Raw genomic sequence first — 17,440 nt, 5'->3', positions numbered from 1 at the left:
GGGCTAGGCCTCCCGGGCGCCGATGCCGCCCACGGTGATGTCGAGTTCGGAGCGTTCCTCGATCTTGTCGATGCGGCCGTCGCGAATCCAGACCACGCGGTCGGAGACGTTGAGCATTTTGTAGTCGTGGGTGGCGGAGATGACCGTGACGCCGCGTTCGGAACTGAGGCGTTTAAGGAGTGTGATGATTTCCTCGCCGGTGGTGAGGTCGAGGTTGCCGGTGGGTTCGTCGGCCAGGATGATGGCCGGGGTGTTGGCCAGGGAGCGGGCAATGGCCACGCGCTGCTGCTGGCCGCCGGAGAGTTCCTGGGGCCGGTGGGCGTGGCGTTCGCGCAGCCCGACCAGTCCCAAAAGCTCCAGCCCCTTTTCCGTGGCCTCGTCCTGGGAAGCGCCGGCAAAGGTCATGGGCAAGGTGACGTTTTCCAGGGCGGTCATGACCTGGATGAGATTGAACGTCTGGAAAATGTAGCCGATCTTGCGGTTTCGCAGCCAGGCCAGTTCGTAGGCGTCGAGCTGGGCGATGTCCACCTCGTCGATGAAGACCTTGCCGGAAGAGGGTTTGTCCAGGCCGCCGATCATGTTAAAAAGCGTGGACTTGCCCGACCCGGACGGGCCCATGATGGAGAGATACTCGCCGGCTTTTATGGTGAGGTCCACGCCGCGTAGGGCCTGGACCACCTGAGTTCCCATGGTGAAGGTTCGGGCGACGCCGGCCACCCGGACGATGTTGTGCGCTTCGGCCATACTCCCCCGCTTCCTCAAACGTCCGCGCGGCTGGTTTCGCCGCGCGGCGACATCATTCCTGGGCGCGCATGGCCTCGATGGGGCGCATCCGGGCGGCCACGGCCGCCGGATAGACCACGCCAAGAAGGCTTAGGCCCGCGCCCACAGCCACGGAAATCCCCAGGGTCGCCAGCAGGTCCAGGGGCGACAGATGGGCGGCGGCGGCCAGTCCGAACCGCACGAGTCCGACCAGCAGCCCGACCACAACGCCCAGGATGGCCCCGATGAACGCGCCGACAAGGCCCTGCATCCCGGCTTCGAGCAAAAACAGCCGCAAAATGAAACGGTCCAGCGCGCCCAGGCACTTCATGGTGCCGATCTCGCGGAAACGCTCGGTGACGGCCATGAGTTGGGCGTTGACGATGCCCACGGTACAGACCAGAAGCGACAGGATCACGATCCAGCGTTCCTTGGGACTGGCGGAAAGCTTGCCCGCTTCGTCCTGGGCCGCGACGCCGGGCGGCGGCAGGCTCGGCAGGTCGTAGCCGGCCTCGACCAGGGCCAGGCGTAGTCGGGGTTCGCCGGAGCGCAAAAGACCGGCGGCCACGTCGGCCCCGGTCAGGATGAAACTCAGGAAGGCCACGGCCAGCACCAGGCTGGCCACGGTGATCATGGACCGAAAAAACCGGACCTTGATGCTCTTGATGCTGATTTCCAGCGACTTGCCAAAGGGCAGGACCACTTGCCTGGCGATCCTGGCCGACTTGCCGGTCTGGTTTGAAGACGCGCCTTCCGCCTGCGACATGCGCCACCCGATTCCGGCCAGGGCCGGCTTATAGTCCGTGATCCCGCGACACGCCGGCCGCATGGCGCGGCCGGCCGATCCTTTGGGGATCGTTTCGTCGTTGTGACAGAAACCGCACCCCTTGCCAAGGCGGGGGCAAGAACGGACGGCGACAAAAGCGTGATTTTTCGGGTACGCGGACGAACGTAAAGACGACATGGCAGACAGGGGTGAAAATACGGACGATGGGAAGTCGAAGGCGGCTCACAAGCCTCCCCCGCCGTCTCCAACCTCCCCCTTTTCCCATTTGGGGGGTCCGGGGGCCTCAGGCCCCCGGCCGCCGGAGCATCTACCCTTCTTCCCTATTTCTTCACCCGGCGCTTGGGAATCTCGATGCCGTACTTCTGGATCTTGTAATTGAGCGCCCGGCGGCTGACGCCGAGAAGCGGCGCGGCTTCCTTCTGGACCCAGCCGGCCTGTTCCAGGGCGCGCACGATGGCGGCTTTTTCGCTCTGGTCCAGGGACAGGTTGTCGGGCGAGCGGTCGGGCCCCTTGCCGGCCAGGGGAAGCTGGAGATCCTGGGGGGCCAGCACGCCGTCGGAACCGAGCACCACCCCGGCTTCCAGGGCGTTTCGCAGTTGGCGGACGTTGCCCGGCCAGGGATAGGCGGTGAGGTAGGCCATGGTCTCGGTGGGGATGGTCACCGGCGGCATGCCCTGGGCGGCGCAGAACTGGCGGGCGAAATGCTCGGCCAGAATGGGGATGTCCTCGCGGCGTTCGCGCAGCGGCGGCACGTTTATGGTCACGACCTTGAGGCGATAGAGCAGATCCTCGCGGAAGACGCCCTCGGCCACCTGTTCGAAGATGTCGGCGTTGGTGGCGGCGATGACCCGGCAATCGACCTGGATTTCGCGCACGTCGCCGATGCGGCGGATCTTGTGGTTTTCGAGAAACCGCAGCAGGCGCACCTGCATTTCGGTGGAGATGTTGCCGATTTCGTCAAGAAAGAGCGTGCCCTGGTTGGCCTGTTCGATGAGGCCCTTTTTGTCCTTGACGGCGTGGGTAAACGACCCCTTGACGTGGCCGAAGAGTTCGGATTCGAGCAGGCCGGCCGGAGTGGAGCCGCAGTCCACGGTGACAATGGGGCCGTTTTTGCGGGCGCTGCGGCGATGGATGAGATTGGCGACCAGTTCCTTGCCGGTGCCGGATTCGCCAAGGACCAAGACATTGACGTCGCGAGGGGCCACGCGTTCAATGAGCGCGGCCAGGTCGCGCATGGCCTGGCTTTGGCCGACCAGCCCGGTTTCGCCGAGCTGGCCGCCGTCGCCGGCCTTGATGGTCTTGGCCGCGTCAAGCCCGGCCGCCTTGGCGAAGACGTCGGTGACCCGGGCCAAAAGCTCCTGGCCGTCGAAGGGTTTGGTCAGGTAGTCCACGGCCCCATGCTTGATGGCTTCCACCGCGCCGGGAATGGAGCCGTGGGCGGTCAAGAAGATGATGGGGAGCTTGATGCCCCGACGTTCCATTTCCTCAAGCATTCGCATCCCGTCCATGCCGGGCATGCGCATGTCCGAGATGACCAGGCGCACGGGCTGGCGCGACAGCACCTCCAGGGCTTCCAGGCCGTTGGCGGCGGGGACCACGTCATAGCCGGCGGAAACGAGCCGCACCTCAAGGACTTCGAGGATGTGCGGATCGTCGTCCACGACCAGGATGGTCTTTCGGGTCTGCTGGGGGCCTATGCTCATGTGCTTCGGGACGGCCTTGGCGGCGTGGCGCGCCGGTCTTAATAGTTGCTCAGGCCCTTTTTCTTTTCCTGGATCTGCTGGTGGATGGTCTCCAGGGCCTTGACCTGCTGCTGGAGGCTTTTTCGCACCTGCTCCTCGCGTTCGGCGAGCTTTTTGGCGCAGTCGCGGTCCATGGCCGCCTTTTGCTCCTTGAGGGTAAAGGCCGGCTTGTAGGCCTTGAGCAGGGGCACAAGGAACCGGGCGTCCTCGCCACTACCGCCGGGCGGGGATTTCTTGGACCAGGCGTCGAACATCTCCAGGGCGGCGGCAAGTTCGGCGTCGCTGCCGGCCTGTGAGAGCTTCACCGAAGCCATGGCGAAAAGCGCTTTCTGGCGCACGGCCAGTTCGGCGTCGCCGGCGGCCTCGCGCCACAGGGCCATGGCCCGCTTGGATTCGCCGGCCTCGTAGGCCTTCAGCCCCCGGTCGTAGGCGGTCTCCCGTTCGATCTTGCAGATGACGACTTCCCGGGCCGGCGCGGGCGGCGGCGGGGAAGGGGCGGCCGCCTGCGCGACGGGAACCGGTTCGCGGCGGGCGCAGCCCAGGCCGCCAAACGCGAGAAGCAGGCACAGGCCGCAGACGGCGGCCGATCCGATACGACGTGAAACACAGTGGCCCATACTACGCTCTTGCCCCATCCACAGGAATTGTAAAGTAGAAAGTGCATCCCTTGCCGGGCAGGCTCGACAGCCAGATGTTCCCGCCATGGGCTTCGACGATGGTCTTGGCGATGCTCAGCCCCAGACCGATGCCGTCGGTGCTGCGCTTGGTGCGCGCCCCGCGGTAGTACTTGTTGAAGACGTAGGCCTGCTCCTCTTCCGGGATGCCCGGGCCTTCGTCGGAAATGCTCGCCAGCACCTTTTGCCCGCCGTCGGCCAGCTCCAACCCCACCCGCACGGTACGCCCGGCCGGGGAGAACTTCACGGCGTTGCCGACCAGATTGTACAGCGCCTGGCCTAGCAACTCCCGGTCGCCGACCACGGACACGATGTCCTTGGCCACGCGCGGCGTCAGGGCGATGTCCTTGGCCTCGGCTCCCGGACCGGCTTTTTCCAGGGTCTCGCGCAGGAGTTCCTCGGGATTAAACGTCACCGGCGCGAGGTCCACGATCTGGGACGCCATGCTGGACACCTTGAGCAGGCTGGTGAGCATGGCGGAAATGCGCTGGAGTTCATCGCTGGCGATGTCGAGGAAGCGCTTCTGGCGCTCGTTGACGTCGCCCAGCACCCGCTCGCGCATGAGGTTGACGGACTCGCGGATCGAGGTCAGGGGCGTGCGGATCTCGTGGCTGACCATGTCGATGAAATCCGCCCGCATCCGCTCCTCTTCCTTGAGGCGCACGGTCATGTCGTTAAAGGCCGCGCCCAGTTCGCCAAGCTCATCCTTGGAAAGCACGCGAATGGGCTCCAGGCGGCCGTCGCGGGTGTAGGCCCGGATGCCCCGGCGCAGTTCGCGCAACGGCCGGCTCAAGGAATAGGTCAGATAGAGCACGCCCAGAAGCCCCACGCCGATGGAGATGGTCAGCCCGGACAGGCCGCGCGACACGGCCGCTTCGCTGATGCGGAACAATTCGCGCATCCCGGATTCCAGCACCCGTTCGTTGTCCTGGCGGGCGCTGACCACGATGCGCATCCATTGATTGAGCGTATCCTGGTCGATCCAGGGTTCCTTGGTCAGCTCCCGGCCCTGGGCCAAATCGGGAAAGGCCTTGCGAAACTCGGCGTGCAGCTCTTCCCAGGCGGAAAAACCCTCGTACCGGAACCACAAGATGCTCCAGATGGCGTTCTTGTATTCATTGAGCGCCGTCATGAAGTTTTTCTTGTATTCCTCGGAATGGATAATCTCGTATTTCTTCTGGTTCTCCTCCATGACGAGCAGGCTGTCCACCAGGCGCTGGGAAATGGTGAGCACCTCGATGCGGACCTTGACGATGTCACGGGAGATGTTGACGGAATCCTTGATATAGATGAGCAGCGTGGAGATGGTGAAATAGGCCACCACCATGATGCCGATGAAAACCACCAGCAGCTTGAACAAGATGCCGTAGTGCTTGATGGGCTTGCGGGAAAGATACATGGCGGCGGTCCACGGCCCGGAAAGGCGGCCACGGGTCGGGCGGCCCGGGCCGGCCCCGGAGGGCTATTTCGCGGCGAAAATCTCCTGGGCCAGCACATGGGGCCGGCGCAGGTTGGTGATGACCAGCCGCTGGCTGCTCGAGGCGGTCAGGATCATCTTGCCGTAGCCGAGCAGGCCGCCGAAGACGCCCGGCTCGCACTTGACCGACTCAATCTTGCCGAGATCCAGCGAGAAGCTGCCGAAAAGCGCGTCGTCGCACAACAGGCGCTTGTCGGTGAGGCCCACGCGCAGGGTGAAAAAGGAGAAAAGCCGCACCAAGGCCAGCAGCGTGAACAGAATGAAGAACACGTAGCGAATGAGCCACACGCCCACGGCCAGAATCTTCGGCACGAAGCGTTCCAGTTCCTCGGGCACTTTGAACTGCACAAGCTTGGTGAGCGTCGGTTCGCTCGACCAGACGATCAGGGCCAAGGCAAACAGCACCGCCGCCTTGGCCAGCACGATCCAGTGCTTGCCCGTCCGGTACCGGATCTCCTCACCCTCGAACACAAGGCCCTTAAGGCTCATGGCATCCCCACTTGCAGGCGTCTTGCCGCCGCTTCAACCGGCGCGACCGGCGACGATCCATGGGTTTATCCGAAAACCCCGCCCAAGGCAAAGCCTTCCTGGCCGCCCTCCCCCAGACTCGACCGTCGCCCCAGGGCGCTCTCCCCGACTTCTCCACGCCCCTTGCGACGACACTCTCCCCTATCCCCTTTTCCCATACGGGGTCTGGGGGCCTCAGGCCCCCAGCCGCCGGAGCACCTTCCTCTTTCTCCAGCTCTTTTCAGCTCCTCTCCTACCGCAACGCCACCCCGAATGCCCAAGCAGCCACGCCCAGGGCGGCGGCGGCGAAGGCGGCCTGGGCGGCGTGGCCGGGCCGGCCGTGGCGGGCCACGGCGAAGCCGGCGCAAAGGCCGAAGACCGCACCGCACAGGAAGCCGAAGAAATGGCCGGCCAGATCGATGGGGCCGGCGTCTTCGCCGCCGGCTCCGAGCATGGCCAGCAGCATGAGCGCCGCGCCGGCCGGGGCCGAGCGGCGAAAGGTCAAGGGCGGCCAGCGGTGGGCCAGCCGCGCTCCGCCAAGGGCCCCAAGGGCGCCGAACACGGCCGTGGACGCGCCGAGAAAGTGCATTCCCGGCCCCTGGATCACGGCCTTGAGCGTGTTGCCACAACCGCCGGCGGCCAAGGCCAGGAAAAAGGCCAGCCCCACCCCGACCTCCCGGGACAGCAGCGACAGGAAAAGCGCCCCACTGGCCGCGTTGCCGAACAGATGAGCTGGGTCGGCATGAAGGAAAAGGCTGGTGACGGCGCGATGCCACTGGCCGGCCAGCATCCGGGCCGAATCGCCGGCAGCCAGTTCGCGCCAGTCGATGAGGCGGCCAAAAAACTGGCTGCGGCCCAGAAAAATCCCCCAGACGCCGGCCAGGACACCCATGACGGCCACCACCGTCGGCCAGGTGGGCGGGCGGGCAGCCAGGACAGCGGCGTCGGCCTCGGGATCGGGCAAGGGCCGGGCCTGGCGCTCGGCGGCGTAGGCGGCCAGTTCGTCCAGGGCTTCCTCGGCCCGGCGGCGCGGCACGAGCAGCCGGTAGCCGCCGCCCTGGCGGCGGATGGCGTGGGGGATGGTCCGGGCGGTCAGCACGAGTTCCCATTCCCGGGCGCGGATGGCCGTGGCCGGCGAGGCCGAACCGGTGGCCGTCTGGGTGATATCGCGCAGCCCGGGCCTGGGCCACAGCGAGGCCCGCGTCGGCGGCGGCAGGGCGCGGCGCGGCGCGGCGGGACGGGGGGCGTCGGTCACGGGGCGGACTCCCGGAGACAAACAAGGCCAAAGGCTCGGCGTGGTTGCAACATGTGAACGGCATACTAAGCCGGATGGGGGGCGGTTCGCAACAGGGGGAACAAGGCTGGGCGCGCGCCCCGTGTTGGAGCTGCCGCCTCGCGCTTGGCAACGTGGAGCGGGCCAAGGCCTTGCCGCCGGGCGCGCCGGTCTGGTAAGGGCCGGGCATGAACCAAGCCCGCAAGCCCATCTATTCCGTCTTCCTGCTGCTCATCCTGGCCGGCGCGCTCAGTCTGGCCGCCATCGTGCTCACGCCCTTCGTCAACATCCTCATCATCGGCGTGGTGCTGGCCGCCTTGTTTCGGCCCATACAGCGCCGGGTCGAGCGCCTTTGCGGCCCCCGGCCCACCCTGGCCGCCCTGCTGACCACCGGACTGATTTTCACCTGCATCATCATCCCGATCTTTTTCTTCCTGGGGTCGCTGCTCGCCCAAGGTGTGCAGTCCGTCAACGCCCTGCAAGCCCAGCTGGCATCCACGGACTTCAACAAGCTTTTCAGCCACGAAGCCATTTCGCCCTACATGGACTGGGTGCAGGAGCATCTGCCCTTTCTCGACCTCAAAAAGCTCGCCCTGCAAGCCGATCTTATCGACATTTCCAAGACCGCCGGACAGATGCTGATTGACAGCGGCACCAAGATCATCGGCAACGTGTTCGTGTTGACCATGAACTTCGTGATCCTCATGTTTGTGTTGTTTTTCCTCATCCGCGACGGCGAACGCATGATGCAACGCCTGCGCTACCTTTTGCCCCTGACCACGGATCAGGAAAACCGCATCTTCCGCCAACTCGACGACGTGGCCAAGTCGGTGATCCTGGGGGCCTTTTTCATCGCCCTGGCCCAGGGGCTGGCCGGCGGCATCGGGCTTTTCATCGTTGGCATCAAGCCCTTTTTCTGGGGCTGCATGATGGGGTTCGCCTCGCTTATCCCGGTGGTCGGCACGGCCATCATCTGGCTGCCCGTGGCCATCTACCTCATGCTGACCGGGCATTGGCAGTGGGGGCTTTTCCTCATGGGCTGGGGGGCGGTGGTGGTGTCGGGCATCGATTCCATCATCCGGCCGCTGCTCATGCAAAACCGGTCGAACATGTCCACCTTCTGGGTGTTTCTCTCCATCATCGGCGGCATCAAATTTTTCGGGGCGCTGGGCATCCTCTACGGCCCGCTCATCCTGGGCTTTGCCATGGTGATGCTCACGCTCTACGCCGAGGACTACCGCCACGTGCTCGAAGAGCGCGGCGCGGCCCCGGCGCCGGCCGATTGCCTGCCGGAAGACTGATCCTCTCCGCAGCCGCCCGGCCGCCCCAACATTCGCCGGCCAAAACGCCGACGCCCAGCCCAAGCCTGCTGGTTCGGGCCGGCTCCGTCCATGGTTTGTTGTCGTCACAGGGCGCATCTTCCGTCCTGGCGTCAGGCCAAGGCGCGATGGAACAATCCATGCGAAAACGCCAGTTGAAGACTGCGTCAGCCAAGCAACCATTCCATATACAGCCATCATCGTCGAGCAACGCGCTTGACAACGCCTATAAATCTTTGTCAGTGTCGTATTATCAACAATCCACTAAAAGTGCATCAACATCGCATATACCAGATAGTCTATGAAACGCTGAAATCATAAAATGGTTGCCATTATTCCGAACAGACTCGAATGAGGAGACTTCTTCACAACAGGCGACGTTTCACGCAAATATGGGTCAGCACGCCCGGAACAGGAACGCCATGATATTTGATTACCTCCGAAAAATCCTGTTCTTTTTGCACACAAACGACAACATGGAATCTCCTGCGGCCGTCGTCAAGGAGTCCCTGGCTAGGCGCTCCATCTACCAAGTGAAGCTGCAACAGCCCCATGGTCTCACCGACCGGCTCAATTTTCGGCCCGTGGCCCTTGTCGGCGAGGCCCTGGAAATCGAAAGCCTATACCATCCCTTTGACCCGGCCAGCCTTTCCCCGGGCCAAACCATTGACATCACCATTTATTTGCTGCCCGACGCCGACCATCCGCCGGGATTCATTAATTGCACCACGAGCTTGATCGAAGCCGTCTCGGCCACGCGCCTGCGCCTGGCCCTGCCCCGGCACATCGACCGCATCTCCCACAACAAGACCGACCGGCTCCAGCTCGAACCACGCCACGCGCCCATCCTGGCCGCCTGGTGCCTGGTCAAGAAGTGCGACAACATCCGTCTGCTCAAGATGGTCAATCCGCTCATCCTGCACATGCCCAAGGGCTTTGACCACGAGCGGGGACTCATCGACATCTCGCCCAAGGGGGCCTGCATCTCCCTGGACCGCGAAACCTACCGCCTCCACAAAAAGGACATCAAAAACGGTCGCGATCTGCTGCTCCAGATGGCTTTCCCCGGTCCCACCGGCAGCCAGCGCCACGAATTTCTCATCGTGGCCTCCATCCGCTACCAGCGCCCAAACCTCGTATCCGGCCGCATGGAACTGGGGCTGCAATTCAACCACAGCTTTTCCACCACGCCAAAACCCGCCTGGCTACCCTGCAACGCCGAGGGCATCGCCGAACTCAAGTGGCTGCTCCAGGAATACAAAAAACTCTACCTCGCCGAGATCAAAACCAAGCTCTCGGCCCTGTGCGACCCCGACAGCCTGGAAGCCGCCGGCGCCGCCCTGCCCGACGCGCCGGCCGATTGCGCCCTGAGCTTCCAGGCCGCCATGAACCAGGCGGCCCTGGGCATCTTCAACGGCTGCATGCCCCAGCTCAGCAACGTCCGGCTGGCCATGCAGTTCCTGCGCGCGCGACTGCCCGACGCCGAGGGCCAGGAAATTCTGTCCAACAGCCTGGAACAGCTCGAAATCGCCACCATGCGTCTGGAAAACATCCAGGAAAACACAGCCGGCGACAGCTCCACCTTCGAGACCCTTCGTCCGCGCGACATCGTGGCCCAGGCCCTATCCTTTTTTGAGCACACCCTGGCCGCCAACGGCATTGTCGTGGAACGCTCCTTCCAGGACAACCTGCCCGACATTCAGGGCGATCCCCGCCAGTTGCGGCTGCTTTTTAAAAACCTCCTGGTCAACGCTCTGGACGCCATGCAGCCCCACGGCGGCAGACTATGTCTTGGCGTCTCGGTGGACATCCACGAAAACGATCTGGTCATCGCCGTGGAAGATTCCGGCGGCGGCATCCCGCCGGAAGTGCGCGCTCGGATCTTCCAGCCCTACCAGAGCATTCCCGGCAACGGCGCGCCGGGCCTGGGACTGGCCGTGGCCCAGCGCATCGCCAGCGCCCACGGCGGACGCATCGAACTATTTACCAGCCTCGGCGAAGGCTCCACCTTTGCCGTGCGCCTGCCCTTGACCACTCCTGTTCCCGAGGCCAAGGCAGTCAACGAGGCCCGCTCATGATCCGCGCCCCAGAACCAAACGAAGCCGCCTTGCCCCGGGAGGACGGCCTTCTGGAAACCGGCGGCGCCTGGACCCGGGTCCTGGCCGTGGCCAGCGGCAAGGGCGGCGTGGGCAAGACCAGCGTGGCCGTGAACCTGGCCTTTTCCCTGGGCGGGCTCGGCAAGCGGGTCTGCCTGCTCGACGCCGACCTGGGGTTGTCCAACGTCGACGTGCTGCTGGGCATCAACCCGGTGGTCACCCTGGAGCAGGTGCTTTTCGAGGGCGTGCCCATGGAGCGGGCCATCTTGTCCGTGGGGCGAAACGTGGACGTGGTGTCGGGTTCGTCGGGCGTGTCGCGCATGGCCGAGTTGTCGCGCAACAAGCGCACCGATCTGGTGCGCGAGTTCCACAAGCTCATCAACTACGACTATCTGCTGGTGGACAATTCGCCCGGCATTTCGGCCCAGGTCGTCTCCATGTGCCTGGCCTGCGGCGACGTGCTGGTCATCGTCAATCCCGAGCCGTCCTCCATCACCGACGCCTATGCCCTCATCAAAGTCTTCAAGGAAAACGGCCTGCACCGGCCGCCGCTTCTGGTCATCAACCGGTCGCTGTCCCACCAGCGCAGCCAGGCGGTCTTCGAGCGCATCCAAAAAACCGCCGAGAATCACCTGGGCGTCAATTGCCGTTTGGCCGGCATCATCCCCGACGATCCGGCCCTGTACCGGGCCGCCACCCGGCAAACGCCTCTGGTGGAAATGGAGAGCGCCTCGCCGGCCGCCAAGGCCTTCCGCGACCTGGCCAGGCGACTGGACGCCGCCGGCCGCGACAGCGCGAACCTCACCCGGCCGGAGCATTTCTTCGACCAAACCGTCATCCGTCTCCAGCAGGCCCCGATCCTGCCGCCGGGCCTGGCCGGTTCGGGCCGGCCGCCCGTCTCCGGCGAATTGGCCAGACGCCTGGAAGCCCTCATGCGGCGGCTGGCGGCCAATTCCCGGCTGCTGGCCCAGACCGACCCCGAAGCGGCCCGGGATACCGAAGCCCGTATCGAGGACGTGCGCGAACTCCTCGACAGCTTGGCCGCCGGACCGCAAGCCGCGACCGACGCCGGGTCCCTTGCCGAGGAGAACGCCCCGGACCGGACCGACACGCCAGCCCCGGCCCCGGCCCCGAGCCTGTCACAGCCCGACCAAAAGGCCATGGTCATCTGCCCCGACCCCATGTGGCGGGCCATTCTCGAAAACATTCTGGAGGACCTGGGCCTGGAACTTTGCCCCCTGTCCGACGAGGCCGCCGCCATCCAGCCGCCGGACCTGCTCCTGGTGCGCCAGGCGCCTTCGGCAGGGCTGGCCGACCTGTTGGCCGCCAAGGGGGACCGCCCCACGCTCTATCTGGCCGCCAACCACGACCAGGCCGCCCGGTTCGCGGCCCTGCCCGCCAAGGAACCGCGAGAGATACTGACCATGCCCGTGGAGCTCCTGGACATCCAGGGCGCGGTCTGCAATCTGCTGGCCACCGCCGCAAGCCGCCGTCGCGAGACGCCGCATCTGGCCCAACACGACCACCGACCATAAAAAAAGCCCCTTGCGGGGCTCTGACTGCTGACAAAGCCCTCGCCTTTTGGCGGGGGCTTTGTTATTTTTCATGCTAAAGAAGACAGTAGCAAAGCAAGTTAAGTACGAATTTGTCTGCATTGAGAACCTTGTTCCCAATGACCATCTCCTGCGGAAAGTAGCTAAGTATATCGACTTTAGCTTTATAACTGAAAAAGTTAAAGATCTTTATTGCTCAGACAACGGACGACCAGCGATTGATCCGGTAGTTTTGTTCAAGATGCTCTTTCTCGGGTACTTGTTTGGTGTCCGTAGCGAAAGGCGTCTCGTTGAAGAAACAAAGGTCAATGTCGCTTATCGGTGGTTTCTGGGGTTCACCCTGGAGGACAAAATTCCAGACGCCTCCACCTTCAGTCAAAACCGCCGCCGCAGGTTCAATCAGAGCCAGATTTACCAGGAAATATTCGACGAAATCGTGTTGCAAGCTATTCGGCGCAATATGGTTGGCGGAAGGTGCTTTATACCGACTCCACACATCTTAAGGCCAGTGCGAACAAAAATAAATTTAGAGACCACTGCACAATTCTGTGAGGTCCCTGAATTCCGTCTTTCTGGTCTATTTCGAGGGTAAGATCGGCAGTTTTGCGTGATTTTCCGCCGGACTCAGGCTGTTTTCCACCTTCTTCGGCAGCTTTCGCCGCCAAAGGAGGCACTTATACTCAACAGGCTGCCTTTAGTACGGCTTTTTTCAGGTTGAAAGCCATGGCGTTGAGGAGAAACTCCAGCTCGACCTTGGCTCGTCCGAGGTACCTCGCGCGGTGAAATCCATAGCCGCGCTTGAGGGTGCCGAAAGCTCGCTCAACTTTCGCACGGACGCTGCTGATTTGACGGTTGGCGTTTTTTTTCGAGGGAGTCAGCTCCCGGTTGCGAGCGGCCTTGTGCATGATGCCGTCGGCAAGGCCTCGAACCTGAAGCACATAGCGATTGAGTTGGCTGCTGTATCCCTTGTCCGCGAAAATACTCTCGCCGGCTTTCGCGTCGACCTCATCCAGGACGGCGACAAATTCTTCTGTGTCGGACCGGTTTGCCGGCGTGGCATGGCCGCCGAGGACAAAGCCGTCCCGAGTATCCGTGGCGGCGTGGATTTTGTACCTGTAATACGCGCGATTACCCTTGCGTAGCCAGGCCGCCTCGGCGTCATCGGAGTAGCTGATCGTCACATCGGTCCCGCCCTCGGTGTCTTCCTGGCGATCCTGCGGGAGCACGTCGAGCACCTTGAACGGCCGGCGCGCGGACGAAACGACGCTGGCATCGACGATGGCTCCTTCCCGGACGAGGAGGCCACGTCGCTGCAACTGGTGGTTCAGCTTGTCAAGCAGGCGTTTTTGCACATTGCGCTCAACGAGGCTCTGGCGGAAGCGGCAGATCGTAGTGGCGTCGGGAACTTCGTCGTGATCCAGGGAGAGGCCAACGAACCGGACGAAGGAGAAGCGGTCGTACAGGGCCTCTTCCACCGCCGTGTCGCTGAGGTTGTACCAACGCTGGAGGAGCAGGATTTTGAACATGGGAAGCGGCGGATAGGCCGGATTGCCAACGGCGTTGGCCACCCGTTTGAGCGTTTTGCGCAAAAGCTTTTCCAGCGGGTTCCAGTCGATGAGGCGATCAATCTCGTCGAGAAAGCACTCTTTGCGCTTGCGACGGGCAACAACGTAGTCAGCAATGCCGGGCTTGGAAGAAGTGCGTTCGCTCATGCTCGCCTCCATCGAATTCGATGGAAAAAATATACGCTAAATACATATTTTTACAAGACTTTATTGAAACTTACTGTGCACTGGTCTCGCTATGGTTGTTGCCTGATCGCGGCGCGCGGCGCTGCCCGGCGCGCCTGCGCAGCCGCCGGCCAGCATGGCCAACAGCAGGCAGGTGGCGGCCAGCACCCACAGCCCGGGGTGTCCCTGACGCGCCGTAGCGAAGCCGAGACGGAGTATGGCGGGATAATTGACGACGGCCATGCGGATTCTCCCGGACGATGGCGCGAGCCTGCGCCAGCTCCCGAGCATGATGGCCCGAAACGCCTCCCAGGGCAATTGCGCCAGCCGACCATCAGGATGAGCGGTAGGCTGCCAGACGGGCGGCGTCCGGCGGTTTGCGGCCGTCGAATTGCCGGCATGCCGCGAAGTAGCGCAGATCAGCGGCCCAGACGGCCAGGTCGCGCAGTCCAAGTCCCAGCAGATTGCGCCAGCCAGGCAGGCCGGCGGCCAGATCCCCAAGCGGCCCCAGCAGTTCGGTGGGGTCGCGAAAGCATTCCCAGTCGCAGGCCCGGCAAAAGGCTTGCCCGTCCAACCGCTCCCGGCCAAGCTTCCAAAATGGTCCCAGATTCTCGCGTCCCCGGTAGCCGCAGGGAAAACAGTCGCCATGGCGGTTCACGTAAAAAAAACTCACCCCGCCAAGGCAGGGCCGGTCAGCCCTGGCCGCGCCCTCGTAGCGCCGGATCAGGGCGGCCACGGCCGAGCGGGGGGTGAAAATGCGCAAATCCCCCCGATGCCTGGCCACTGCGGCGTCGAGGGCGGCAAACAGCGCCCGCTTTTCCCAATCGGCGAAGCTGACCCGCCTATCGGCCGCCGTGGCCGCGTAGGCAGCCGAAGCCCCCTTGGCCGCGTCGTCGTCGCTCATGGGGTAACAACAATTGGCCATGGTGAACCCCAGGCCGGCGGCGGTGGTGAAAAAGCGCGACAGGCCCTGGCCGGCCAGTTCCTGAAAGCCGGACGCATCGTCCGCCTCAAGGGGCGTTTCGCCGGTCATGAGGCGGGTCAGGGCCAGATTGGCCGTGGGATACAGGCCATGGGCGTGAAAAACGGGCAAAGCCCGGGCAATCCCCTCCATCAGCCCGGGAAAGCCCCGATTGGCTTCGTGGACCCCGGCTTGGGCGGAATCCAGGCTGATCCAGAAATTGCGCACCGGCGTGGCGGCAAGCACCGCGGCCAGCCGGGTCACGCGGTCCATGAAATCCGGCGCGTCGGGCCGGGCAAACCGGTAGCCGTTGGTGCCGGTGCGCAGATACTCGATGCCGGCCCGGCCTGCGTAATCAAGCAGTTCGCAGAGCAGGTCGCCGGCCAGAAGCGGTTCGCCGCCGGTAAAGGACAGGGCCGAAACACCCAGGGCGGCGCAGTGGTCAATGATGCGCTTGGCCGCCTCGCGGTCCAGGTCACCGCGCGGGCCGCCGTTGCCGACGTTCATGCCGCACTGGAAGCACTGGGCGTTGCAACGGTCGGTGAGCTGCACCACTACCTGGCGCGGCCGGCCCCGGCGACGCAGTATTTTCAGAATCGGCATGGCGACGGGCTAACCCCAGCCGGGCGCGGAGTCATGTCCGATTGGTGACGATGGCGCGTCGGACCGGGCCAACCAGCCTCCTGACGCCAAATCGTAACGACCCTGGGGCATGAAACACCCATGGATGTTTCCACCGCGCCAGGACCGCGCATCATCGCTTGTTGCAACCACAAAGGCGGCGTGGGCAAGACCACCTGCACCGTCAACCTGGCTGCCGGTCTGTCTCGGTCCGGCTGGCGCGTCCTGGCCGTGGACGCCGATCCCCAGGCCCATCTGACCGCCTCCCTGGGGCAGACCGTCGGCCCCGAGGAGGGACTAAGCGGCCTGCTGGACGGCCGGTACGAACTTGCATCCGTTCTGGTCCGCGACGGCGAGCTGGACGTCCTCCCTGCCTCGGCCGCCCTGGCCGGCACGGAAACGCGGTTGGCCGCCGCCGCCGCATCCACCGGCCTTCTGGCCGACATCTTGCGCCAGTCTGCCGGATATGACGCGGTCCTCATCGACTGCCCGCCTCACCTCGGCCAGTTGAGCAAGCAAGCGCTTTACGCCGCGACCGACATTCTCATTCCCATGACCCCGGATTTCCTGGCCATGCAAAGCCTGGCCTGGCTCATGGACACCCTGGCCGAGCTTGCCGCCAGCGGCGACGCCCCGGCTGTGGCCGGGGTCGTGCTCAACCGCTTTGCCGCCCAGAAACGCCTGCACCGGGAAGTGAAAACCCTGGTGGAAGGCCATTTCCCCGGCATGGCCCTCACTGCCGTCATCCGTGAAAACGTCGCCCTGGCCGAGGCGCCGAGTTTTGGCCAGGACATCTTCCGCTACGCCCCCCGCAGCGCCGGCGCGGCCGATTTCGCCGCCCTGGCCGTCGAGACGGCCGTCCGGCTGCGCCTGCCGCCCCCGGCCTCTGCCGGCGGCAACCCATAAGGAAACGACCATGGCCAACCGCTCCCGTCTGGGGCGCGATCCCTTGCAGGCCGCGCCCAAACCCTCCGCTTCCAAGCCTGCCGCCCCCCGCCGCAAACCAGCCGCCGCCAAGGGCGGAGTTTCGGCCAATACGGCCAAGAAAGAGCCGGCAGCCGCCCCCAACGACGACCGCCCGGCGCCGGTGACTGCAACCGCGACCAGCCCCAAAGGTACTCCGGCCCTCGACGCTCCAAAAAAGGCCCAGCCGTTGGCGGACGCCGACAGCCAAACGCCGCTCTCGGCTCAAGTCACGGAAGCCACCGCCCTGGCCGAGGCCGCCATCCCCGCCCAGCCGCTTTCCGTCGCTGCGGACAGATCACCCGAGTCCGCTCCTGGCATGGCGACTGGCCCTGCTCCTGAAGCAAACCAGCCGGCCGTACTCTCCAGCGCGCCAGACCCGGTTCTACCGTCTACTGATGCCGACAACCAAACAGCTGCGCCGGTCCTGGCCCAAGAAGCCGCAGCCCTGGCCAAAGCGGATTGCGTGCTTGCCTCCGACGCGACCGCTTCGCAAGAAGCGTGTCCGGCCGCTTGTCCGGGCACGGCCGGCCCGGCCCTGGCCACCGACGCCCATCCTGTGGCCGTGTTTCTGCGCGGCGTGCTCGAAGGCTTGCTTCCCGAAGGCGAGGCCGCTCTGTGCGTGGACGTCGATGAATCGACCAACGCCCTGCCGGTGGAAAAACTCTTTTTTTTCAGCCACGCCCTGCAACGTATCGCCATGCCGCTGGAAAACGCCGCCTCGGCCGGCTGGCGTCCGGGCACGGCGACCGGACCGCTGCCGGTGCTTACCGCGCGCCTGCGGCCTATTGGCCGCGGGCGACACAGCCTGACGCTGTTCGATAACGGCTGCTTTTTCAAAAACCGCCTGCCGGGCTTGAGCCTGGACATGGAAGCCCTGACGCCGCTCACCACCTTTGTCGCCAAACGCCAAGGTTCGGTGGTCCTGGCCCGGGGACGCGTGACCGCTTTTGAAATCATCGGCTGACGCCGTCA

At 64.4% G+C, this 17,440-nt stretch carries 15 protein-coding genes and 1 pseudogene; 6 read left to right on the top strand and 10 right to left on the bottom strand.

Annotated elements, in window-relative coordinates; all coding sequences use genetic code 11:
* Positions 1 to 3: 3 nt before the first annotated feature.
* The 7 genes from C3Y92_RS09625 to C3Y92_RS09595 all read right to left on the bottom strand — a co-directional run bounded on the left by C3Y92_RS09625 (position 4) and on the right by C3Y92_RS09595 (position 7,204).
* Complete coding sequence (locus C3Y92_RS09625) at positions 4 to 744, bottom strand: ABC transporter ATP-binding protein (RefSeq protein WP_015860673.1); 741 nt, start codon at positions 742 to 744, stop codon at positions 4 to 6.
* A gap of 52 nt (positions 745 to 796) precedes the next feature.
* Positions 797 to 1,528, bottom strand: coding sequence for an ABC transporter permease (locus C3Y92_RS09620; RefSeq protein ID WP_129352009.1), 732 nt, complete (start codon positions 1,526 to 1,528; stop codon positions 797 to 799).
* A gap of 341 nt (positions 1,529 to 1,869) precedes the next feature.
* Positions 1,870 to 3,252 carry a sigma-54-dependent transcriptional regulator gene (locus tag C3Y92_RS09615; protein ID WP_129352007.1) on the bottom strand — a complete coding sequence of 461 codons (1,383 nt, stop codon included), beginning with the start codon at positions 3,250 to 3,252 and terminating at the stop codon, positions 1,870 to 1,872.
* A gap of 38 nt (positions 3,253 to 3,290) precedes the next feature.
* A complete protein-coding gene (locus tag C3Y92_RS09610; protein WP_129352005.1) occupies positions 3,291 to 3,908 on the bottom strand; it encodes a hypothetical protein in 618 nt (205 codons plus the stop codon).
* A 1-nt stretch (position 3,909) separates the two neighbouring features.
* A complete protein-coding gene (locus C3Y92_RS09605) occupies positions 3,910 to 5,364 on the bottom strand; it encodes a sensor histidine kinase (RefSeq protein WP_129352003.1) in 1,455 nt (484 codons plus the stop codon).
* 63 nt (positions 5,365 to 5,427) lie between these two features.
* Positions 5,428 to 5,931, bottom strand: coding sequence for a PH domain-containing protein (locus C3Y92_RS09600; RefSeq protein ID WP_006917897.1), 504 nt, complete (start codon positions 5,929 to 5,931; stop codon positions 5,428 to 5,430).
* Between the two features lie 271 nt (positions 5,932 to 6,202).
* A complete protein-coding gene (locus C3Y92_RS09595) occupies positions 6,203 to 7,204 on the bottom strand; it encodes a rhomboid family intramembrane serine protease (RefSeq protein WP_129352001.1) in 1,002 nt (333 codons plus the stop codon).
* Between the two features lie 206 nt (positions 7,205 to 7,410).
* Between C3Y92_RS09595 and C3Y92_RS09590 the strand changes: the two genes are divergently transcribed.
* From C3Y92_RS09590 to C3Y92_RS09575, 4 genes and pseudogenes are all read left to right on the top strand, one after another.
* The gene (locus C3Y92_RS09590) at positions 7,411 to 8,523 is read left to right on the top strand and encodes an AI-2E family transporter (RefSeq protein ID WP_129351999.1); all 1,113 of its coding nucleotides are present in this window, start codon (positions 7,411 to 7,413) and stop codon (positions 8,521 to 8,523) included.
* Between the two features lie 494 nt (positions 8,524 to 9,017).
* Positions 9,018 to 10,619 (top strand): sensor histidine kinase, encoded by a 1,602-nt coding sequence (locus tag C3Y92_RS09585; RefSeq protein WP_235669674.1) that lies wholly within the window; start codon positions 9,018 to 9,020, stop codon positions 10,617 to 10,619.
* Positions 10,616 to 12,172, top strand: a complete 1,557-nt coding sequence (locus C3Y92_RS09580; RefSeq protein ID WP_129351995.1) for a MinD/ParA family protein — start codon at positions 10,616 to 10,618, stop codon at positions 12,170 to 12,172. The genes C3Y92_RS09585 and C3Y92_RS09580 overlap by 4 nt, the downstream gene beginning before the upstream one ends.
* Before the next feature lie 70 nt (positions 12,173 to 12,242).
* Positions 12,243 to 12,718, top strand: a pseudogene (locus C3Y92_RS09575) (transposase); the annotation flags it as partial.
* Between the two features lie 152 nt (positions 12,719 to 12,870).
* On the opposite strand, the gene C3Y92_RS09570 reads toward C3Y92_RS09575, so the two are convergent.
* The 3 genes from C3Y92_RS09570 to C3Y92_RS09560 form a co-directional block, all read right to left on the bottom strand.
* Positions 12,871 to 13,902, bottom strand: coding sequence for an IS5 family transposase (locus C3Y92_RS09570; protein ID WP_165352102.1), 1,032 nt, complete (start codon positions 13,900 to 13,902; stop codon positions 12,871 to 12,873).
* A 60-nt stretch (positions 13,903 to 13,962) separates the two neighbouring features.
* On the bottom strand, positions 13,963 to 14,163 hold the full coding sequence (locus C3Y92_RS09565; RefSeq protein WP_207214037.1) for a hypothetical protein: 201 nt from the start codon (positions 14,161 to 14,163) through the stop codon (positions 13,963 to 13,965).
* Between the two features lie 91 nt (positions 14,164 to 14,254).
* Complete coding sequence (locus tag C3Y92_RS09560) at positions 14,255 to 15,484, bottom strand: radical SAM protein (protein ID WP_129351991.1); 1,230 nt, start codon at positions 15,482 to 15,484, stop codon at positions 14,255 to 14,257.
* 120 nt (positions 15,485 to 15,604) lie between these two features.
* Between C3Y92_RS09560 and C3Y92_RS09555 the strand changes: the two genes are divergently transcribed.
* Both C3Y92_RS09555 and C3Y92_RS09550 read left to right on the top strand, forming a co-directional pair.
* The gene (locus C3Y92_RS09555; protein WP_129351989.1) at positions 15,605 to 16,408 is read left to right on the top strand and encodes a ParA family protein; all 804 of its coding nucleotides are present in this window, start codon (positions 15,605 to 15,607) and stop codon (positions 16,406 to 16,408) included.
* Positions 16,409 to 16,418: 10 nt separating this feature from the next.
* Positions 16,419 to 17,432: a hypothetical protein gene (locus C3Y92_RS09550; RefSeq protein WP_129351987.1), complete on the top strand. Its 1,014-nt coding sequence runs from the start codon at positions 16,419 to 16,421 to the stop codon at positions 17,430 to 17,432.
* Positions 17,433 to 17,440 lie beyond the last annotated feature (8 nt).

The sequence above is a fragment of the Solidesulfovibrio carbinolicus genome (genome assembly GCF_004135975.1).
Lineage (GTDB): Bacteria > Desulfobacterota > Desulfovibrionia > Desulfovibrionales > Desulfovibrionaceae > Solidesulfovibrio > Solidesulfovibrio carbinolicus.
This window is presented reverse-complemented; position numbering and strand designations above follow the sequence as displayed.

Excerpts from the sequence above, each read along its gene's own strand:
- C3Y92_RS09565 (WP_207214037.1), bottom strand. The coding sequence starts at position 14,163 with ATGGCCGTCGTCAATTATCCCGCCATACTCCGTCTCGGCTTCGCTACG.
- C3Y92_RS09585 (WP_235669674.1), top strand. The coding sequence starts at position 9,018 with ATGGAATCTCCTGCGGCCGTCGTCAAGGAGTCCCTGGCTAGGCGCTCC.
- C3Y92_RS09555 (WP_129351989.1), top strand. The coding sequence starts at position 15,605 with ATGGATGTTTCCACCGCGCCAGGACCGCGCATCATCGCTTGTTGCAAC.
- C3Y92_RS09625 (WP_015860673.1), bottom strand. The coding sequence starts at position 744 with ATGGCCGAAGCGCACAACATCGTCCGGGTGGCCGGCGTCGCCCGAACC.
- C3Y92_RS09610 (WP_129352005.1), bottom strand. The coding sequence starts at position 3,908 with ATGGGCCACTGTGTTTCACGTCGTATCGGATCGGCCGCCGTCTGCGGC.
- C3Y92_RS09560 (WP_129351991.1), bottom strand. The coding sequence starts at position 15,484 with ATGCCGATTCTGAAAATACTGCGTCGCCGGGGCCGGCCGCGCCAGGTA.
- C3Y92_RS09580 (WP_129351995.1), top strand. The coding sequence starts at position 10,616 with ATGATCCGCGCCCCAGAACCAAACGAAGCCGCCTTGCCCCGGGAGGAC.
- C3Y92_RS09620 (WP_129352009.1), bottom strand. The coding sequence starts at position 1,528 with ATGTCGCAGGCGGAAGGCGCGTCTTCAAACCAGACCGGCAAGTCGGCC.
- C3Y92_RS09605 (WP_129352003.1), bottom strand. The coding sequence starts at position 5,364 with ATGTATCTTTCCCGCAAGCCCATCAAGCACTACGGCATCTTGTTCAAG.
- C3Y92_RS09590 (WP_129351999.1), top strand. The coding sequence starts at position 7,411 with ATGAACCAAGCCCGCAAGCCCATCTATTCCGTCTTCCTGCTGCTCATC.
- C3Y92_RS09550 (WP_129351987.1), top strand. The coding sequence starts at position 16,419 with ATGGCCAACCGCTCCCGTCTGGGGCGCGATCCCTTGCAGGCCGCGCCC.
- C3Y92_RS09600 (WP_006917897.1), bottom strand. The coding sequence starts at position 5,931 with ATGAGCCTTAAGGGCCTTGTGTTCGAGGGTGAGGAGATCCGGTACCGG.
- C3Y92_RS09570 (WP_165352102.1), bottom strand. The coding sequence starts at position 13,902 with ATGAGCGAACGCACTTCTTCCAAGCCCGGCATTGCTGACTACGTTGTT.
- C3Y92_RS09615 (WP_129352007.1), bottom strand. The coding sequence starts at position 3,252 with ATGAGCATAGGCCCCCAGCAGACCCGAAAGACCATCCTGGTCGTGGAC.